At 55.7% G+C, this 20,257-nt stretch carries 16 protein-coding genes; 9 read left to right on the top strand and 7 right to left on the bottom strand.

Going from position 1 to position 20,257, the window contains the following annotated elements; all coding sequences use genetic code 11:
- Positions 1–24 precede the first annotated feature (24 nt).
- Both NQ495_RS03635 and NQ495_RS03630 read right to left on the bottom strand, forming a co-directional pair.
- The gene (locus tag NQ495_RS03635; RefSeq protein ID WP_009134316.1) at positions 25–777 is read right to left on the bottom strand and encodes a porin family protein; all 753 of its coding nucleotides are present in this window, start codon (positions 775–777) and stop codon (positions 25–27) included.
- A gap of 23 nt (positions 778–800) precedes the next feature.
- Entirely contained in the window at positions 801–1,778 is a 978-nt protein-coding gene (locus tag NQ495_RS03630) for a PCMD domain-containing protein (protein WP_232208913.1), read from the bottom strand.
- Between the two features lie 422 nt (positions 1,779–2,200).
- Between NQ495_RS03630 and NQ495_RS03625 the strand changes: the two genes are divergently transcribed.
- The gene (locus tag NQ495_RS03625; protein ID WP_187118324.1) at positions 2,201–4,063 is read left to right on the top strand and encodes a PCMD domain-containing protein; all 1,863 of its coding nucleotides are present in this window, start codon (positions 2,201–2,203) and stop codon (positions 4,061–4,063) included.
- Between the two features lie 102 nt (positions 4,064–4,165).
- Positions 4,166–4,672: a pyridoxamine 5'-phosphate oxidase family protein gene (locus tag NQ495_RS03620; RefSeq protein ID WP_040294536.1), complete on the top strand. Its 507-nt coding sequence runs from the start codon at positions 4,166–4,168 to the stop codon at positions 4,670–4,672.
- Between the two features lie 190 nt (positions 4,673–4,862).
- Here NQ495_RS03620 and NQ495_RS03615 read toward each other — a convergent pair whose 3' ends face one another.
- Both NQ495_RS03615 and NQ495_RS03610 read right to left on the bottom strand, forming a co-directional pair.
- Positions 4,863–5,612, bottom strand: coding sequence for a nitroreductase family protein (locus NQ495_RS03615; RefSeq protein WP_009134320.1), 750 nt, complete (start codon positions 5,610–5,612; stop codon positions 4,863–4,865).
- Positions 5,613–5,763: 151 nt separating this feature from the next.
- The gene (locus NQ495_RS03610; protein ID WP_009134321.1) at positions 5,764–6,762 is read right to left on the bottom strand and encodes an ROK family protein; all 999 of its coding nucleotides are present in this window, start codon (positions 6,760–6,762) and stop codon (positions 5,764–5,766) included.
- A gap of 153 nt (positions 6,763–6,915) precedes the next feature.
- Here NQ495_RS03610 and NQ495_RS03605 point away from each other — a divergent pair, with 153 nt between their 5' ends.
- The 7 genes from NQ495_RS03605 (at position 6,916) to NQ495_RS03575 (ending at position 14,352) form a co-directional block, all read left to right on the top strand.
- Positions 6,916–7,890 (top strand): polyprenyl synthetase family protein, encoded by a 975-nt coding sequence (locus NQ495_RS03605; RefSeq protein WP_009134322.1) that lies wholly within the window; start codon positions 6,916–6,918, stop codon positions 7,888–7,890.
- A 111-nt stretch (positions 7,891–8,001) separates the two neighbouring features.
- On the top strand, positions 8,002–9,267 hold the full coding sequence (locus NQ495_RS03600) for a peptidase U32 family protein (protein WP_009134323.1): 1,266 nt from the start codon (positions 8,002–8,004) through the stop codon (positions 9,265–9,267).
- A gap of 62 nt (positions 9,268–9,329) precedes the next feature.
- Positions 9,330–10,406 carry a lysylphosphatidylglycerol synthase transmembrane domain-containing protein gene (locus tag NQ495_RS03595; protein ID WP_009134324.1) on the top strand — a complete coding sequence of 359 codons (1,077 nt, stop codon included), beginning with the start codon at positions 9,330–9,332 and terminating at the stop codon, positions 10,404–10,406.
- Between the two features lie 148 nt (positions 10,407–10,554).
- The gene (locus NQ495_RS03590; RefSeq protein WP_009134325.1) at positions 10,555–11,931 is read left to right on the top strand and encodes a peptidoglycan DD-metalloendopeptidase family protein; all 1,377 of its coding nucleotides are present in this window, start codon (positions 10,555–10,557) and stop codon (positions 11,929–11,931) included.
- On the top strand, positions 11,838–12,551 hold the full coding sequence (locus NQ495_RS03585; RefSeq protein WP_147513070.1) for a pyridoxamine 5'-phosphate oxidase family protein: 714 nt from the start codon (positions 11,838–11,840) through the stop codon (positions 12,549–12,551). The genes NQ495_RS03590 and NQ495_RS03585 overlap by 94 nt, the downstream gene beginning before the upstream one ends.
- Positions 12,552–12,577: 26 nt before the next feature.
- Positions 12,578–13,654, top strand: a complete 1,077-nt coding sequence (locus NQ495_RS03580; protein ID WP_083818337.1) for an NAD-dependent epimerase/dehydratase family protein — start codon at positions 12,578–12,580, stop codon at positions 13,652–13,654.
- Entirely contained in the window at positions 13,651–14,352 is a 702-nt protein-coding gene (locus tag NQ495_RS03575) for a 2-C-methyl-D-erythritol 4-phosphate cytidylyltransferase (RefSeq protein WP_009134328.1), read from the top strand. Before NQ495_RS03580 ends, NQ495_RS03575 begins: the two co-directional genes overlap by 4 nt.
- A 108-nt stretch (positions 14,353–14,460) precedes the next feature.
- Here the strand turns inward: NQ495_RS03575 and NQ495_RS03570 are convergent, their stop codons facing one another.
- The 3 genes from NQ495_RS03570 to NQ495_RS03560 all read right to left on the bottom strand — a co-directional run bounded on the left by NQ495_RS03570 (position 14,461) and on the right by NQ495_RS03560 (position 20,253).
- Positions 14,461–15,168, bottom strand: a complete 708-nt coding sequence (locus tag NQ495_RS03570; protein ID WP_009134329.1) for an SAM-dependent methyltransferase — start codon at positions 15,166–15,168, stop codon at positions 14,461–14,463.
- A gap of 3 nt (positions 15,169–15,171) precedes the next feature.
- Positions 15,172–17,556 (bottom strand): alanine racemase, encoded by a 2,385-nt coding sequence (gene alr / locus NQ495_RS03565; RefSeq protein WP_009134330.1) that lies wholly within the window; start codon positions 17,554–17,556, stop codon positions 15,172–15,174.
- A 204-nt stretch (positions 17,557–17,760) separates the two neighbouring features.
- Positions 17,761–20,253, bottom strand: a complete 2,493-nt coding sequence (locus NQ495_RS03560) for an endonuclease MutS2 (RefSeq protein WP_009134331.1) — start codon at positions 20,251–20,253, stop codon at positions 17,761–17,763.
- Between the last annotated feature and the right edge of the window lie 4 nt (positions 20,254–20,257).

The following is a 20,257-nucleotide window of genomic DNA, read 5'->3' as shown; positions in this document are numbered from 1 at the left end:
CGGTTTTTGTCGGTGTCGTGAAAGTCAGAACCGGTAGCCGAAACCGATCGTGAAATACAGGTTATACATGTCGAAGCTGACGCTGTGGAAATCTTTTTTGAAGATGGAGTTCGCGGCACAGGTCAGGTCGGCATAAACCGACAGGTGGCGGTATGCCTGCCACTCGGCGCCGAACTGGCCTCCCCAGTTGAAATGGCGCAGTCCGTATCCGAAGTCGTACGTCGCCGATTCGACGCCGACTTTGGTGCCGGTCGGGTCTCCGTCGCGGATGTAGCCGTCGAAAGCCGACCCGGTAAAGCTGCCGTCGATGCGGTAGGCGATGTAGGGGCCGAGTTTGATCTCCCAGCGGGGGGAGAGCTCGCGTACAACGAGGATCGGCAGCGTGATGTATTCGTTCTGGACACGGGTTTTGATCCGGCCGGTGAAACGCCCGCTCATCTCCCCGGTCTTGTCCCCGTTTTCGATCAGGAGGGTCATTTGGTAGTTCTTAACCTTGGCTCCGGCATTCATGCCTTTGGTTTCGAAGCGCAGGCCGGTAGTGAGCGCCCATTTCGGCGTGAACCAGCGCAGAACGCTTCCCTCGACCGTAAAGGCCATCGTGGGCGAGTAGGACTCGATTTTTCGAATTTCGGCCGGCAGCGGAATCGGCAGCGTTCCGCCGATGTTGAAACCCGCTTTGATGCGGTATTCGAATTTTTTGCCGGATTCGGACTGTGCGGCGGCGCTGAGGGTCAGCGTCAGCATAATAACGGCGCAACCTATTTTTCGGAAATTCATCTTATACTGTTTTTCAAGGTTCATTATTCACAGATTACTTGTACGGCATCGATATAGAGCGTGCTGCCCACTGCGCCTTCGAAATAAGCTCCGCGTTCGCTCGCGGCGAAAACGACGGCCAGGTTGTACCGGAAGTGCTTTTGTTTCTCCGGATCGTAAGGTTTTTCGTATACGAACGTGACGTCGAACAGTTCGTATCCGGTTCCTTCCGTCTCTTTGATTCCGGTGAACATGGCCCGTGCGACGATGTTGGGCGAAGTGGTGATGTTGCTGCCGTCGAGATACTGTACATTATCGTCCGTTTCGTAGAGGATCGCATAGATTTGTCCGATATCGCGCCGTACCGGGATGATCTCTTTGCCGTCTTTGCCCGTCACATTGCCGCCCGAAATATAGCGGTAGTGTCCCAGGAAACGCACCGGTTTCTGGCCCAAAGGCAATCCGAAGTGGGTAGCCCCCAGCGGATCGGCCATGGCGCTGCTGCCGTCGAAAGTGCCGATGAACAGGTTGCCTGCTGCGATGGGCATGCCGGCGAGTGCACCCCATTTGCCGGTCGAGCGCGTGACGAGCTGTGCGGCCAGTTTACCCTGGTAAGCGTCGGTCGTGGAGAAGGTCGGGAAATCGTCGGGTTGGGCGGCATTGCCCGCGGCGATTGCGAATCCGGCATTTCCTGATGCCCAGATGTTTATCTCTTCGTTCCCGGGTTCCAAAACTTCGTAGGGCGTTTCGTATTTGTTCGCGGTCCGCCAGTGTTCGAAATCGTATACGGTCGGAATATCCGCTTGGGAGACGGTAACTGTATAGACCTTCGACCATTGTCCGTCCTCTGAGGTGACCGTGTAGGTCTGCGGCGTGGTGAAATCGCGTACCGTTCCCGATTTGGGTTTGATCGTAGCCCCCGGAGTCAGTTCGAATTCCGGTGCGAGGTGGTCGATTTCGGCCGTACCGGGCAGGATCAACAGCAGCACCGTATTGTTGGTGATGAGGGGGTCTGACTTCAAAATTCCGGGTGGCAAAATACATTTGACGATGTCTGCCTCTGTATTCAGAGGTTCGTTTTTGATGCAGCCACTCAAACCGAAGCAAAGCATGGTTCCGAGCAGGATGGTTAACGTTCGCATAATCTGCAGTTTAGGTGGAAATATGAAAATACTTACTTCGCAAAGGTAACTTTTCTTTGCTGAAATCGTTATATAAGGGATAAAAATTTTATTACATTCTTTCGATTTGGTTTGCTTTTGCAAATTATTGGTCGAGAGATGTTTGTTGTTATATTGTATGCACTGATACAACCGACACTTAATATTAATTTCAAAAATTGAACATGAAAAAGGTTTTCTTTTCGGCGGCTATGTCGCTCCTGCTTCTGGCCGGATTCTCTTCCTGTAAGAATGATAATCCGGAACCCCCAAAACCACCCGTAGTGGAAGATGTTCTGGGCAGTTATTCTGCCGAGAACCTGGCGCTGACCGTTACCGGCGGGACTCCCGGTGCCAATCCGGAGGTCGTGTTGCTGCAAAGCGATGGCAAAACCAAGGTACGCCTGACAAATGTGGTGCCGAATAACGAGGACTTTACGATTAACGATGTAACGTACAGTGCCGTGGAGACCAAAGCCTATGTCAGCCAGATATCGGGTACTGAGACCAGCGATCTGGCCGGATACACGGTGGAATTCGCTGGTACGGTCGATGCCGAAGGCAAATTGACCGCTACGGTAAAACTGACCGAGATCCCAGCCGCACCGATCGAGGATGTCGCTTCATTGCAGAGCACTTATAAAGGTCAGCTGGTAGTCAATGTGAACGGCAATGCTTTTCCGGGCATGGAACAGCGTGTTTATTTGGATAAGGGTTCGAAATACACCTCGAATAAGTCCCTGGCCAAACTGACGATCAAAAATTTGTCGATTCTGGACATGGAGATCAGTCAGATCCAATTGAATAACCTGGTTGTTAGCCAACGAGGCTCTGTGGCCCTGATCGACAGTGTGGGCTATGCTTATAATCTACCTGCCCCTCTTTCAATGAAAGCTTTGATCGACGTTACAGGCACTATCGTAGATAAAACGATAACCTTGAGCCTGAAGATCGCCCTTGTGGATGATGCGTCGATGCAGATCGGCGTTGGATTCAGCGGTACGGCTGTGACTGAAAATACGACGGCCAAACTCGAAAGCCTGTTAGTGGAGAGTCCTGCTATCGTGAAGAATTTCGATCCTGCGAAACCCATTTCGACCAATACCTTTACTGTTTTGAGCAATGCGAAGGCGGAAGACCTGCAGATTGCACCGAAGGCTACGTTGGGCGAAGGCTGTACCTTTGCTTCGATTGAAACGAATATCGGCGGCCAAACTGCTGAAATCAAGGAGGGCGATAAAATCGACTTTTCGAAATTCGGCGAGGACGATTATGTCGCTTATAACGTGGTGGCCCAAGACCCCAATTACACCAAAAGGTATATATTGAAGGTGGCAGTCCTGCCGGTTGCTCAGGATGAATATCTGTTCAACGACTGGGTGGATGGTACCTCGCTGAATCTCGACGGTACACCGATCAAAGAGCCGAAAGGATGGGCAACTTCCAACGGAGCGGCGAACCTGATTCATCTTTTTGACGAGTCAATGGGCCTGTATCCGACCTATCCGGACGGTAGCTTCAAACCGCTGCCGGTTCTCCAAAACGGGACTGATATTGCCCGGGTAGGTACGCTGATGACCAAGGGCGGCAATGCATTTATTACCTTTATCCCGGCCGTTACCGCAGGTACATTGTTCATTGGTTCTTTCAACGTGGATATGACCAATACTTTGAAAAGTACCCGTTTCGGCCTTCCGTTCGTGAAAACCGCTTTCCCGAAATCGTTCGATGTGAACTGGATGTATCAGCCCGGTACCGATTATTATATAACGAAAGGAACCAAAAATGCAGACGGTTCGTTTACTCCCGAATATAAAGAGGATGGTACGTTGTACGTCCTGAAACCGGGTGAGACCGATAAGGGTTCTGTCGCTGTCGTAATTTACGAGGTTTCGGATTACGAAGCCGATTATCTTGACGGAACGAACCTGAAGACGGACGCTAGGATTGCGGCAAGGGCCGTTTTGGAAAAATCGGCATCTTCGTCCTTCGCTACCGAATCGAAAACCTTCGAGGTGAAAAAGGCATTCGACGCCAGCAAAAAGTACAAAATTGCGATCGTGTTCTCTTCCAGTGCCTACGGTGACAGTTTTGAGGGCGGTGAGGATTCGGAACTGTTCGTGAAATCGATCAAGCTGAATTATTGATTTTCCAAGAATACTTCGTTTCGGGAAAATACCTGAAATTAAATGATGATAGATCCCTGCTTTTGCGGGGATCTATTGTTATATTTGGCCAAAATCGGTATAATGGAAAAATTCAGAGCGATCCGCCGCAAAGACCGGGTGTGGGATGAGGCGGCAGCGAGGGAGTTGTTGGATCGGGGCGAATACGGTTTTCTGGCGATGTGCGGCGTCGGCGGGTACGGATACGGCTTGCCGATGAGTTATGTTGCGGACGGGGATAGGATCTATTTCCATTGTGCGCCCGAAGGGGAAAAGCTCGACGCGATCCGAGAAAATGACCGCGTGAGTTTTTGCGTCGTGGACCGGACACGGGTGATTCCGCGCCAGTTCAGTACTGCTTATGAAAGCGTGCATTTGTTCGGCCGGATTGTCGTCGTGGGTGCCGATGAGGAACGGCTCCACGCCCTGCGCCTGCTGATACGCAAGTACAGTCCCGAATATGCTGAAATAGGGGAGAAGTATATCGCTGCGTCGTTTCGACGGACGGTGGTGTTGCGGCTCGACATCGAACACCTTGCCGGTAAATGCAAACGTATCCCGCCAGACGCGGGTATGCGTCCTTTGGAATAGGAAAAGTCGCCGAGCCGAAATCGGCCCGAAATATTTAGTGCAGAAAAGGGAAAGGCATCGACCGGTAAAAGTCGATGCCTTTGATCTTTCGCATCGTCCGGATCGTCATACGATGAAGGATAGGGTACTAAAACCGGGGGGGGGAGGTATTATATCCTCGTTTCCAGACGGCTGATTTTCCCAGCTTTCCTTATTCCGATTTTAATCCGATCTGCTCGCGGAGATAGCCGGCGATGCCGTGCTCCATCGAATGGCGGTGGTAATCGGCGATGTGCCCCGACCAGTCGTTGGTCGTCTGGTCGCCCGAACGGGTCCGGTTGTATTCGGTGATACGCTCGTCGTATTCGGCCAGCAGCGGCTTCAGCTCTTCGTCGGCCGAATAGTGGTTCGTGTGGATGACAGCCGGTTGGGGCAGCTTCGGTTTCAGGTCGGGCATTTCACGCGGATAGCCGATAGCCAGGCCGCAGACGATCGAAACCCCTTCGGGCAGCAGCAGCAGGTCGGAGATTCGCCGCGGATCCGCCGTGCGGGTGTAACCGATGCAGCAGCAACCGAGTCCGAGCGATTCGGCCACCGTCACGGCGCTCATCATGGCCAGGGACGCGTCGATCACGCCCACCGTATAGCCGTCAATGGTGCTTTCGAAGGGAGGCGTTTGTTCGCCGTGCAGTCCGGCTGCCACGCGCAGTTTGTGGTAATCGATGCAGAAAACCAGAAAGTGCGAACAGGTCTTGATCTGTTTCTGGTTCGTGATTTCGTACAACTGCTCTTTGAGTTGCTGGTCGTCTACGGCGATCACCGAGAATTGCTGGCCGTTGTAACTGGTCGGGGTATTGCGGATCGCATCGTAGATTTGTTGCATCTTTTCGGGTTCCACTTTCATGCGCTCGTAGCGGCGGATCGTCCGGCGCTCGAGCAGCGATTGCTGTACGCTTTTCATATCGTTTGGTTTTGCCGTGCTATATTTTGGTTTATCGTGTTGCGTTTGAGTCTTCGTTATGGATAACGTAAAAACGGACGCAGAACGTATCTCCTGCAAAAACAAGGCCGTCACATCGGACGGCCTTGTGTGACGGAAAAGGGCAGCGCTGTTAGCAACCCCGCGCTTTTCTCTCCTTGGCCTCCTGTGCTTCCTGAAGGCTCTGCCATACGAGGGCCGAAGCACCCAGTACCGCAGCGTTTTTACCGTCGATGCCCGAAGGCAGCAGTTTCACCTTGTTGCGGAAAATCGCCAACAGGTTTTGTTCCATGTATTTCTTGGTCGGTTCGAAGATATACTTGCCCGCCTTGGCCAGGCCGCCGAACAGGAAGATCGCCTCGGGGCTGGTGATGGCTACGGCGTCGGCCAGCGCTTCACCGAGCAGTTTGCCGGTGTATTCGTAAGCTTCGATTGCAATCGGGTCGCCGTTGAGGGCTGCCTTGGTAATCATCTCTGCCGTCAGGTCGTCGTAGGTAACCCGGCGGAATTCGCTGTCGTCGGTGTGGTCTGCAAGCAGCTTGAACACCGTACGCTTGATGCCGGTGGCCGATGCGTAGGTTTCGAGACATCCTTTGCGTCCGCAACCGCAGATGCGTCCGGTTTTGTTGACCACTACGTGGCCCAGCTCGCCGGCGAATCCGTCGTGGCCGTAGATCAGCTTGCCGTTTGCGACGAAACCGCTGCCCAATCCGGTACCGAGGGTGACCACCAGGAAATCTTTCATGCCCTTCGCACCGCCGTAGACCATTTCACCTACGGCTGCCGCATTCGCGTCGTTGGTGATGATGACCGGAACGGTGGGGAAAAAGCGCTTCATCTTCTCGACGATATTCAGCACGCCCTTCCAGACGAGGTTTGGTGCGAACTCGATTGTGCCGGTATAGTAGTTGCCGTTCGGGGCGCCGATACCGATACCCACCAGCTCCACTTCGTCGCCGGCTCGTTTGAGCAGGTCCTGGATTCCGATGTAGAGTTCCTCGATATATTGATCGAAATCGGGGTAATTGCGCGTGGGGAACGCCCCTTCGCAGATGATCTCACCCGCTTCGTCCACCAATCCGTAAACGGAGTTCGTCCCCCCGATATCTACGCCGACAGCTACTTTTTTCATGATTGAGTCAATGTGTAGTTTTTAAATTATTTTATTAAACAGATAATCAAAAGTAATAAAAAAATCGGGCCCGGCAATAGAAATAATCCGAAACGGTTTATTTTTTTTAACTTTGCAAACCCCCGTCCGACGGGGATATAACCTGACAAATGTATGTATTCGCTGCACGAACTGATTGCGATGAGCGAGCGGGAACTCGCCCAGTTGCCTTATCCGGCCCGGCCCGCGGGACTGTATGAACCGATCCGTTACGCCCTCGGGGCGGGCGGTAAGCGTATCCGCCCCGCACTCGTGCTGATGGCCTGCAACCTGTTTCAAGAGGCGGTCACGGCAGCCAAACCCGCTGCACTCGCCGTCGAAGTGTTTCACAACTTCACGTTGCTGCACGACGACATCATGGATAATGCCGATACGCGGCGCGGGAAGCCCTCGGTGCACAAGAAATGGAACGATAATACGGCTATCCTTTCGGGCGATGCGATGCTGATTTATGCCTACCGGTTGCTGGCCGGTTGTGACGAAAAGTCGCTGCCCCGGTTGTTGACGGTTTTTAATGAAGTGGCTGTCGGCGTGTGCGAGGGGCAGCAGTACGACATGGATTTCGAGAAGAGAACCGATGTGTCGGTGGCGGAATATTTGCGCATGATCGAACTGAAAACGGCGGTGTTGCTGGCCGGCGCGTTGAAGCTCGGCGCCATTTGCGGCGGTGGGAGCGATATGGCGACCGACCTGTTGTATAAATACGGGATCAGTATCGGACTCGCCTTCCAGTTGCAGGACGACCTGCTCGATACGTATGCCGATTCGGATGAGTTCGGCAAACCGGTGGGCGGGGACATCCTCGAAGGTAAGAAGACCTTCCTGCTGACCAATGCGCTTGCACGGGCCGATGAACCGGCACGCCGCAGTCTGCTGGAACTGCTGTCGGACCGCACAATCGTTCCGGCAGAAAAAATAGCACGGGTCAGGGCGATTTACGACCGGCTCGGCATTCGAGAGCTGACCGAAAAGGCCGTGGCGGCCTATTTCGCCGATGCGAATCTGGCGCTCGATGCGCTCGAGGTGGCTCCCGACCGGTTGAAGCCGTTGCGGGAGCTGACTGCCGAATTGCAAGGACGGCGGAAATAGCACGTTTCACCGGTTTGTCCGCTGCCCCGGATGGATAGGGAAAGCGGAGGGAGCCGGGCTTGTTTCGGTATACGGCTTCAGCCCTTCCCGCGGAACAGAGAATGGATGAAAATGAGTTTCAAACGCAAGGATATAGAGATTATGGCGCCGGTCGGCTCGTATGAGTCGTTGCGGGCCGCCATTGATGCCGGGGCCGATTCGGTCTATTTCGGCGTCGGGCAGTTGAATATGCGCTCGCGTTCGGCCGCGAATTTTACATTGGACGATCTCGCGCGTATCGTGTCCATTGCCCGTCGGCATAACGTTAAAACGTATCTGGCTGTCAATACGCTGCTTTACGACGCGGATCTGCCTGCCATGCGGCAGACGATGGATCGGGCCAGGACCGAGGGAGTGTCCGCCGTGATCGTTTCGGATCAGGCGGGTATCCTTTATGCCCGGTCGATCGGCCTTGAAGTGCATATCTCTACGCAGTTGAACCTGTCGAATCTGGAATCGGTCGCTTTTTACGCCCAATTCGCAGATGTGATGGTGCTGGCACGCGAGTTGACCATTCCGCAGGTGCGGGCTATTTACGACGGTATCCGTGAGCGGAATATTTGCGGTCCGGGAGGAGAACCGGTCCGGATCGAGATGTTTGCGCACGGTGCCCTGTGCATGGCTATATCGGGCAAATGTTACCTGAGCCTGCACGACACAGGGTGTTCGGCCAACCGGGGTGCCTGCCGCCAGCTTTGCCGCCGTTCGTACGAGGTGCGCGACCGCGACAGCGGCACCGAGCTGGTGATCGACAATCATTATATCATGTCGCCGAAAGATTTGTGCACGATCGATTTCCTCGATAAGTTTCTCGGAGCGGGCGTGCGCGTACTGAAAATCGAGGGGCGCGCCCGTTCTGCCGAATATGTCAAACGGGTCGTCGAGAGTTATGACGAGGCGTTGTGCATGATCGAGGCGGGAAGCTATACCCCTGAGCGGGCGAGGGCATTGAAAGAGCGCCTGGCGACCGTTTTCAACCGGGGATTCTGGGGAGGGTACTACATGGGAGCCCGGATCGACGAATGGAGTGCGGTATATGGTTCAGCGGCGACCAAACGGAAAGTGTATGTGGGTAAAGTCACCAACTATTTCAAACGTATCGGCGTGGCTGAAATCCAGGTCGAGGCCGCGCCGCTCCGTGTCGGCGACGAGACCTTCCTGGTGGGTGAGACCACCGGGGTGCTGGAATTTCCGACCGGGGAGATTCGTGTCGATGAACAAAATGTGCAGCAAGCGCCGCAGGGTGTTTTTTGTTCGGTTAAAGTACCTGCGCCGATCCACAGGGGCGATAAATTGTATAAGTTCGTGGATGCGGAAGGGAACGGACAAGAGGGATAAAACCACGGGGAAGAGTAACGAATATCGGAAATTGATAGCATAATTACCTACTACTGCTCACTATGTCGAATCAGAAACAGGCCGGTGGAGGGCCGCTCGGCAAGATTAAGATCGGCAATGCGATCTATCCGATCCTGATCGGGCTGGCCGTAGTGGGATGGATGCTCTGGCGGGATTTCAATCCCGAAGTGTTCGCCGATATCCGTTTCTCGTGGGCGACGGTCGGATGGCTCTGTCTCGCGGTGTTTTTCATGTTCGGGCGTGATATCGGCTACATCATCCGCATCCGGGTGTTGAGCGGGGGACAGCTCTCGTGGCTGCAGTCGTTCCGGGTTATCATGCTCTGGGAGTTCACATCGGCCATCACCCCTTCTGCCGTCGGAGGTACCAGCGTGGCGATCATTTACGTGCACAAGGAGGGCATCAGTCTCGGCCGCAGTTCGGCCATCGTTATGCTGACCTCGTTTCTCGACGAGATCTATTTCATCGTCATGTTCCCGTTGCTGATGCTTCTCGTCGGTGTCGACCGGCTGTTCGACATTACGGCACATGCCGGAATCGTCGCGCGCGGGCTGATGACCTTCGCACTGGTCGGCTATTTTCTCAAGCTGGCTTTCGTCTGTGTGCTTTCGTACGGGCTGTTCGTTAATCCGCGCGGATTGAAATGGATGCTGCTCAAAATTTTCAAATTGCGCTGGCTGCACCGTTGGTACCGGGCTGTCGAGCGGGTCGGGACCGATATCGTGCTTTCATCGCATGAAATCAAACGCGCCGGATGGAAATTCTGGTTGAAAGCCTGCTCTTCGACTTTCCTGTCCTGGAGTTCGCGGTATCTGGTAGCCAATGCGCTGATTATGGCCTTCTTCTCGGTCAGCGACCAGTTCCTGCTCTTTGCCCGGCAACTGGTGATGTGGATCATGATGCTGGTGATGCCTACTCCCGGCGGCAGCGGATTCGCCGAATACATCTTTTCGACCTACTGCCGCGACCTGATCGAGGTGCCAGTGGCGATGCAGCTCGGTGCGGCAACGTTGATCGCGGTGCTGTGGCGGTTGGTGACGTACTATCCCTACCTGGTGGCGGGTGCGATCATCTTCCCGCGTTGGATCAAACAGAAATTCGGCAGCAACAAGTTGTAAACGGCCCGGTCCCTACCTGCCTCCGCTACCGAAACGCTCTGTTGAATCGTCTTTTATGTGTTGCAAAGGTGCCTGATGTTGATAAAAAGATAATAAGTCCCGTCTTCGGGACTTTTCTCTTTTCCGGTCGGGGGGTATCTTTACGAACATGAAGATTTCACGCAAAATTTGGCTGCCCGCTACGGTCGGGCTTGTGGTGGTTATTGGCATTGTCGTATGGCTGGTGTGCCGGAACGGAAGCTCTTCGGAAGGAGAGATCGTGGTCGTGGAGGAGCCCGTGGAATTGCTCTATGGCATTGAAAAAGGCAAGTACGATATCACGGAAGGCGAGTTCGCGAGCGGCGAGACCATCGGTGCGCTTCTGGGGCGCTACGGGATAGGTCCCGGTAAGGTCGATTCGATCGCCCGTGTGGCGGAACCGGTATTCAGTATGCGCAACCTGCGTGCGGGGCATCCGTATGTGGTATTCCAGACCCGCGATTCGGTCGGGCCCAAAAAACTGGCCTATTTCGTTTACGAGGCTACGACGACCGATTACCTGGTAATCGACCTGACGGACAGCATTCGTGTACACAAAGCTGCCAAGGATGTGACCGTCCAGCGGCAGAAACGCAGTGCCTCGATTACCAGTTCGCTGTGGAAAAGCATGACGGACAATGATATGAGTCCTGCATTGGCGATGGAATTGTCGGAGATTTATGCCTGGACCATCGACTTTTTCGCGCTACAGCCCGAGGATAATTTTACGGTAATTTACGACCAAAAATATGTCGACAGCACGAATGTCGGCCTTGGGGCGATTTGGGGCGCGCGTTTCGAGCATGGAGGCAAAACCTATTATGCGATTCCGTTCTTGCAGGATGGAAAATTGGGTTATTGGGACGAAAACGGTAACAGCCTGCGCAAAGCTCTGCTCAAAGCCCCGCTGAAATTCTCGCGCATCAGCTCGCGTTTTTCGAATTCGCGTCTGCATCCGGTGCTGCGCATCCGGCGCCCGCACCACGGGGTCGATTATGCCGCTCCGTCGGGGACTCCGGTGCACGCGATCGGCGATGGCGTCGTGATTTACAAGGATTGGAGCGGTGGTGGCGGTAATACGCTGAAAATTAAACATAATGTCGGGTCGTTGACTTCGGGCTACCTGCACCTGAAAGCTTATGCGAAGGGTATCTCGAAAGGCACGCGTGTGAAACAGGGGGACCTGATCGGCTATGTCGGCGCGACCGGTCTGGCAACCGGCCCGCATCTCGATTTCCGTATTTGGCGGGGTTCGACGCCGATTGACCCGCTGAAAGTGCCGTCGGAACCGGCCGAACCGATCCGCCAGGGTAACCGTACGGCATTCAATGTGGTCAAGGAACGGATTATGGCCGAACTCAGCGGCGATGTGGCCGACAGCCTTAAAGTAACCTCCCTCGAACTGGATTCTTTATGCAAAGCGATACCGAATACCGCGGCTCCGGTGGCACCGGCACCGGACAAGGACACTCCTGCGAAACCGGCTGCTCCTGCGGCGAAAAAATAAATCTTGACGATCCCTGTGGAATTGCCGGCACTGTCGGCCTTTCCGACGCATCCTCTCCTGTCGCGCCTGCCGGTTCTTCCGGGGAGGACGGCCTCGCTTATCTTATCGGTTCTGGCCGTTCTGTTGGTTGTGCCGGTTCCGTGCGGGGCGGAACGGGTAACGATTTCCATGCGACCGTTCCCGTGGATGAACGGATTGTCCGGTTCATCGGGCGGCATCATGTGCTGACGCTGGCGACGACGGTGGATGATGTGCCGCACTGTTCATCGCTGTTTTACGCATATTTGCCCGAACAGAACCTTTTTGCCGTGACTTCGGCCGGGAATACGTGGCATGTGGCCCAGTTGCAGCGCAATGCACGGGTGGCTGCGGCGGTGGTTTTGGAGACGAAGCTCGTCGGCAAAGTGCAGGGATTGCAAGTGAGGGGCCGGATGTACCGTCCCTGCGGCAAGGAACTTGCGGCAGTTAAAAAAGCCTATATGTTGCGTTTCCCGTATGCAGCGGCAATGGATTTGGAGATGTGGGCGATCGCACCCGATTACCTGAAATTGACCGATAACCGTCTCGGCTTCGGTAAAAAAATGATTTGGGAAGCCGATTGCAACGAGAAAATCGGGTAACGCGAGAGATCGACAGGAATGAAGAAATGAGTAGAGGAACGGAATCGAATACAACGGGACAGCGTACATTAACCGGTAAACGGATCGTCGTGACCGGAGGTACGGGTCTGGTCGGGAGCCACCTGGTTGCCGAATTGCTGCGGCAGGATTGCCGGGTGCGGCTTTTGGTGCGCGAGGGGAGCCGTTTCGACCGGCTCGATGCGACGTTGCAGCGCATGGGCACAGCGGTTGAAGCCGGCCGGCTGGAGCGTTATGAGGCCGCTTTGAATAATCCGCTGGAACTGGCCGACGCTTTGCGGGGGGCCGATGTGGTTTTTCATTGTGCGGCCCGCGTGTCGTTCGATCCTCAGGAGGAGGGCGACATTGTGGCAGCCAATACTGAAATTGCGACACAGGTAGCCGATGCCTGTTTGGAATGCGGCGTGGGGTTGCTCGTATATGTCAGCTCTATCGCTGCATTGGGAGGACCGGCTCCGGGAACTGAACTGGTGACGGAAGCCTGCGAATTGACGACTCTCGAAGGCCGTTCTCCTTACAGCATCAGTAAATTCTATGCCGAAAGCGCCGTGCGCCGCATTGCTTTACGAGGTTTGCGGACAGTAATCGTCAATCCTGCGATCATTCTCGGCGAAACGGATTGGAACAGCGGCAGCGGACTGTTGGTTAAAGCGCTGACTTCGTGGGGTGTAGTAGGATATCCTCCCGGAGTCAAAGGATATGTCGACGTACGGGATGTGGCTCGGGCGATGGTGTTGTTGGCCACTTCCGATGAGGCGGTCGGCCGGCGCTTTATCCTTTCGGGCGGAAACCTCTCTTTTAAGGAGATACTGACGACTGTGGCGGCGGTTGCCGGGCGGCGCCCCCCCTTTATTCCCGTAAGTCGCGGCGTGCTGACGTTTGCGGCCCGGTGCGGCGAACAGCTCAATAGATTGGGGCGGTTGGGGCCGAGGTTTACCGATGCGCTGGTGGCCAGTGCGGCGGACAAGACCTATTACGACGGAACACTCGTTTGCCGGGTAACCGGCCTGCAATATACCCCGCTGGATGAGACGCTGCGGCGCGTGGTAATGCAATACCTGACCGATAAAAAAAGAAAAGCATGATACCGACAGCTGTAATTATCGTCGCGGGCGGCAGCGGCGTCCGCATGGGAGCTGCGCTGCCCAAACAATTCCTGCCGTTGAAAGGCCGACCGATCCTGATGCATACGATCGAGCGTTTTGCCGAAGCCCTGCCCGGGTGCCGCATTATTTTGGTATTGCCGCGCAGCCGGACGGCTTATTGGCAGACCTTGTGCGAGGATCACGGCTTTTCTGTGCAGCATTTGGTCTGCGAAGGGGGAGAGACCCGCTTCGATTCCGTGCATAACGGACTGAAACTGGTAGGCGATGCGGATTTGGTTGCCATCCATGACGGTGTACGTCCGTTGGTCAGTGCCGGGCTGATCCGGCGCGCGGTAGCCGATGCCGAAGAGTTCGGTGCCGTGGTGCCGGTGGTGACGCCTACCGATTCGCTCAGGGAAGTGGGCCGGGAAGGCAGCTGCATCGTGGACCGGAGCCGTTACCGGATTGTGCAGACGCCGCAGGTTTTTCATACATCGTTGTTGATGAAGGCGTACCGACAGCCTTACCGCCGTCAGTTTACCGATGACGCGAGTGTGGTCGAATGGGCCGGTGGCCGTGTTTATTTGTGTGAAGGAGAGTATTCCAACATCAAGATTACGACGCCGATAGACCGTATTACGGCGGAAGCCTTGTTGGACTTGGGTTCGGCAGGGGATCGCCGCAAGGTTGTTGAATGATCCTTCGAATTGGTTTGTTCGGATGGCTTGCGGGGCATGGTCCCGTGCTTGGTGCGGGATAGGGTATAGGCAACGGCTTTGGGCAGCTTTTGATCTGCCGGGAATAGGTCAACCGAGAATAAAGATGGCCGGACGTTTTTGAATGTCCGGCTTTTGTTCTTTACGCCATTGTCCGATGGTCCGGGTACGGATCAGTTGATCGGGTTGCAACAGATCGGCCGCTATGGTCAGGCGTGTCTGCGGACGGCAGGCGGTACAGAAATCTTCGTACAGTTTCAGGTTGCGGTACGGTGCTTCGATGAAAATCTGCGATTGGTGTTCGCTTTGCGCCCGGGCCTCGAAATGGCGGATAGCTTTGTTGCGGTCGGGCTGCCGGATCGGCAGGTAGCCGTTGAAAGCGAACGACTGGCCGTTGAGGCCCGAGGCCATCAGGGCCAGCAGGATCGATGAAGGACCTACCAACGGAACCACTTCGATGCCGTGTATGTGCGCCAGTGCGACCGCGTCGGCCCCCGGGTCAGCCACACCCGGTAATCCCGCTTCGGAAAGGACGCCGGCATCGGTTCCCGTTAACAACGGGGCAAACAGAGCCGAAACCTCTGCCGGCGCGGTGTGTTCGTTCAGTTCGGCGAAGCGCAGGGAATCAATGGGCCGGGAGATGCCTGCCTTGCTTAGGAAACGGCGCGCCGAACGGATATCCTCGACGATAAAGTAGTCGATCGAGTCGATTACCGTCCGGTTGCTTGCGGGCAATACGTCCCATACCGGCCGGTCGCCGATGGGGGTGGGAATCAGGTATAATTTGCCTTTGGCCATCTTTCACTCTTTGGTATACACCCGTTTGACGCGGGTCGAAATGCTGGTCATGATTTCGTAAGGGATCGTTTTCAGGACGGCGGCCATGTCGCTGACGGTATTGCCCGGTTCAGCGCCGAAAATCGTTACCGGATCGCCTTCTCGGGCATCTATACCGGTAATGTCCAGCATGCAGGTGTCCATACAGATGTTGCCGATGATCGGCGCGGGGCGCCCGTTCACCAGCATACTCCATGCTCCGCGGCTCAGGTGGCGGTCCAGTCCGTCGGCATAGCCGATGGGTACGGTAGCCGTCCGTGTCGGCCGGTCGATTATGCCCCAGCGACCGTAGCCGACCGTTTCCCCCGGTTGTAATTCTTTGATTTGCACGATGCGGCTGCGCAGTGTGCTGACGGGCAACAGCTGTTCCTGGTGTGCAAAACTGATTCCGTACAGGCCGACTCCCAGCCGTACCATGTCGAACTGTGCTTCGGGAAAGCGTTCGATACCGGCCGTGTTGCAGACATGGCGGATGATGTGTTCGCCGGGGAATGCTTCCAGCAGCCGGTCGCTCATGGCCGTATAGCGTGCGATTTGTTCGCGCGTGAAATCGTTGTGGCGCTCTTCGTCGCTGCCGGCCAGATGCGTGAACACCGAGCGGATGTACAGGGTGCGTTGGTTCCGCAGTGCGGCGACCACACCGTCGATGTCGCTTTCGGTGAAACCGAGGCGGTGCATCCCGGTATCGAGTTTCAGGTGGATCGGGTAACGGGTTTCGCCGTGCCGCCGCACGGCCTGAGAAAAAGCTTCGAGCGATGAAAAACTGTAAATCTCCGGTTCGAGCCCGTAATCGATCATGATTTCGAAACTGTCCGAATCGGCATTCAGCACGACGACCGGCATCGTGATGCCCGCCTCGCGCAGCGTCACCCCTTCGTCGGCGAATGCCACGGCGAGAAAGCTGACCCCCTGGTGCTGGAGCATGCTGGCTACTTCGTAGGTGCCGGTGCCGTAACCCGAGGCTTTGTCCATGATCATGATGCGTACGCCCGGATCGAGCAGAGACCGGAAATAGTTGAGGTTGTGAATCATGTTGTCGAGATTCACCTCCAGTACGGTCGTATGCGTGCGCTGTTCGAGCGCATGGCTGATTTTCTCGAAGCCGAACGCACGGCTGCCTTTGAGCAGGATGCTTTTGTTTACGAACTGCGTGCGGTTATAGCTACGCAAGAATTCATCCGTATTGCGGTAGAACGCTTTGTCGCAGCCGAATGACGCCGCATGCTGGACGATCTCTTCCCCGATTCCGATCAGCGTATCGATTCTTTTGGTGCGCAGCAATGCTGCCACTTGTTCGTAGAGCTTTTCCGCAGGTAATCCGCTTTGCCGGATATCGGACAGGATCAGGATCTTGGGTTGTCCGCCGGCTACCGAAACGAGATAGTCGAGGGAGAGAGCCAGCGAGTTGATATCCGAGTTGTAGCTGTCGTTGACCAGTTTGCAGCCGCTGATGCCCTCCTTGAGTTCCATGCGCATTGCGACGCTTTGCAGGGTGGGCAGCGAAACGAGAACGGGTTGCCGGTCGAACCCCAAAACGTCATACAGTGCGATGGCTTCGGCGGCATTTTCCCGCGAAGCACCGTCGGAAAAAGGCAATGTGCTGAGATCGTAGCTTTGGGGTGTGACACCCGCCAGTTGACGGTCTCCGTATAGTTCGCAGATGCGCTGCGCGACGGTGGGGGCGCTGGCGTTGTAAATGATGGTTTGCGCCTGCCGGAAAAGGATTAGCTTTTCATTGAGTTTCTGCCCAAGGTCAGAGAAGTGCTCCTGGTGCGCATCGCCGAGATTCGTGAAAATTCCCACGTCGGGACGGATCATTCGTTCGAGCCGCTCCATCTCGCCCGGTTCCGAAATGCCGGCTTCGATAATGGCAAGTCGTTCGTCCCCGTCGAGCATCAGCAGCGAGAGCGCTACGCCGATTTGAGAGTTGTAGCTGCGCGGGCTGCGAAACAGTTTCACACCCGGTGGGCAGAGTTGTGCGATCCACTCTTTGGTAACCGTTTTGCCGTTGCTGCCGGTGATGGCAACGACCGTACCCCGGAATCGGTTGCGGTGGTATGTGGCGAGGCGTTGGAGTGCGGCGACGGAATCGGGGCACCGAACGAATCCCGCCTCGGGATAGGCGGCGGTATCGATGTCGGTGTCGGTCAGGAATGCGCGGACGCCGCCAGCGTACAGGCTGCGGATGAAGGCATGTCCGTCGTGGTTGTTGCCCCGTATCGCAACGAACAGCGTTGCGGCAGGATCGTATGGGTTTCGGCTGTCGGTGATGACGCGTTCGATCCGGCAGTCCCGGCCCGTCAGCGTACTTCCGGTTATTGAAGCGATCTCCTCTAAACGGTAGGTCATGATTCTGTTACTCTTGGTCGATACAAAGTAAGCGATTTTTTGGATGCGGAGAAAAGATGCGCCGGGCTTTTTCAGCCGTTTTTACCGCAAAGAGGCAAGCGCTTTCATGAAAATCCGGATGCATGGTGACGAACATGTTTTCAAGTGGAGAATGGTTTGACCGCATTCTCACCGCATTTTCGCCACGTTACCGGATGCCGTGAATTACAGTTCGAGCCGAACGACGGTGATGCCTGCGCCGCCCGACTCTTCGTGTTCGTCCTTGGCGCTGGCGACCAAATCGACCGTACGCAGGTATTTGCGGATTTCTTCTTTCAGTGCGCCGGTGCCTTTGCCGTGCAGGATGCGCACTTCGGAGAAGCCGAGCATGATGGCGTCGTCGATAAATTCCTGCGTCGCGTCGAGGGCTTCGGAAGCACGCATGCCCCGTACGTCGATCTGCTGGCTGAAGTGCACGCGGCGCTCGGCGGTGTCGTATGAGGCGGGCGACGCCGTCGTGGGCCGCAGGCTTCGCGTAACCTTTTTGTATTCGGAGTTCGAGATGGCTTCGAGCCGTTTCAGGTCGATAGTCGTACGGATCTGGCCGAAGCCGACGATCGCTTTTTTGCCCGTCAGTTCGAGTACTTCGCCCACCGCGTCTTGGCCCTGGATACGGACTTTCACGCCGGGTTCTATGGTTTTGGGTTTAACGAGATCGGCTTTTTGCTCGGGCGCTTCCTGCGTTGCAGCATTGGCTTTGCGTTCGGCACGTCGCTGTTCGCGGGCGCGGAGCTGTTCGATCTTGCGGTCGATGGCACCGTCGTCGGCCGGAGCCTGCTCCAGCGAATCTTTGTATTGCTCGATTTTACGCCGCACCAGCCGTGTCTGCTCTTTGTCGGCTTGTGATTCGCGGATCACGCGGATCGTGTTTTCGATCTGGCGGTTAGCCTCGGCCGTGATCTGCTGGGCCTGTGCCTTTGCCTCTTTGAGCAGGCGGTTCCTCTCGGCCTTGATCGTCTCTAGCTCAGTCTTGTACTTTTCAGCCAGTTCGTCGACTCGTTTTTCGGTTTGGTGTATCTTGTCGCGTTTCTGTTCCCAGTAGCGGCGGTCGCGTGCGATCTCGCGCAGCTGGCGCTCGATATTGATGTGGTCCGAACCCGCCTTCTCGGAGGCGGAGCGGATGATCTCGTCGGGCAGGCCGATCTTACGTGCGATTTCGACGGCGAACGAGCTGCCCGGCTTGCCGGTTTCGAGCCGGAAAAGCGGCCGGATGTTCTGCACGTCGAAAGTCATCGCGCCGTTGAGGATGCCTTGTGCGTTGCTCGCGTAGTATTTGATGTTCGAATAGTGGGTGGTGATCACTCCGAAACATCCCTTCGCTTCCAGTTGTTCGAGGACCGCTTCGGCGATCGCTCCGCCGATGATAGGCTCGGTGCCGGTGCCGAATTCGTCGATCAGGATCAGCGAACGGTTGTCGGCATGGCGCAGGATGTTCTTCATGTTCAGCAGGTGCGAACTGTAGGTGCTCAGGTCGTTGTCGATCGATTGCTCGTCTCCGATGTCGATGAAAATACTGCGGAAGATTCCCATCTCGGAGTTCTCCGAGACCGAAACCAGCAGGCCGCACTGCATCATGTATTGCAAAAGGCCCACAGTTTTGAGGCACACCGACTTGCCGCCCGCATTCGGCCCCGAGATAACGAGAATGTGCTTTTGCGGGGTGAGTACCAGATCGAGCGGAACGACACTTTTGCCCTCTTTGCGCAGGGTTTGCGCCAACAGGGTGTGTCGTGCGTTTTTCAGCAGGATCGAGCTGCCCTCCTCGACGATCGGCATCGTGCAGTCGTTGTCGAGTGCAAAACGGGCTTTGGCCCGGATCAGGTCCATCGTCGTGAGGTAATCGCCCGACGCCGCGATGCCCGGCAGTTCGGGACGCAGCATCTCGGTGAAGCGCACCAGTACGCGCACCACTTCACGGCGCTCTTCGTATTCCAGCTCTTTGAGCTCGTTGTTGATTTCGACGACCTCGACAGGCTCGATATAAACCGTTTTGCCGGTAGCCGATTCGTCGTGGACGAAACCTTTGATTTTTCTTTTATTTGCGGCGCTGACCGGAATCACGGCACGTCCTTCACGGATCGAAACCGATGCATCGGCATCGACCAACCCGGCGGCCTGTGCCTGCGACATGATCTGTTGCAGGCGGCGCGAAATCTGTCCTTCCCGCTCGCGGATCGAACGGCGGACGGTGTAGAGTTCCGGCGACGCACTGTCCTTGACCTTGCCGAAGCGGTCGATGATCGAGTCGATGTGGTTGATGATTTCGGGGAATCCCTGTACGTCGCGGCTCAGTGCCCGCAGGCGCGGGTATTTGGCTCCGGAATCGCTGCCGAAGAACCGCACCAGTTCGTAGGCGGCGGTAAGGCCCTTGCGTAGCGTAAGGATTTCGCCGGTCTCCAGGAAGGCTCCCGTGACTTCAGCTTTTTTGAGGAAAAGGGCGGTATCGACGTAATTGTTTTCCGGAAAATCGCTTTCGAGCATCAAAATCGTGCGCATCTCGAAAGTCTCTTCGAGCAGGCGTACGATCTCCTCGCGCGAAGTGCTGAAGTGCAGTCCGGATAGTTTTTCCCGCGCGCCGTCAGTGATACACAGCACTGCAATCTGGTTGCGGATGCGGTCGAAGCCTATTTTGGATTCGAAATTTTCTGGGTAAATCATAGGG

Source organism: Alistipes indistinctus YIT 12060 (assembly GCF_025144995.1).
Lineage (GTDB): Bacteria > Bacteroidota > Bacteroidia > Bacteroidales > Rikenellaceae > Alistipes_A > Alistipes_A indistinctus.
Note: the sequence above shows the minus strand (reverse complement) of the source record. Positions and strands in the feature narration are given on the sequence as shown.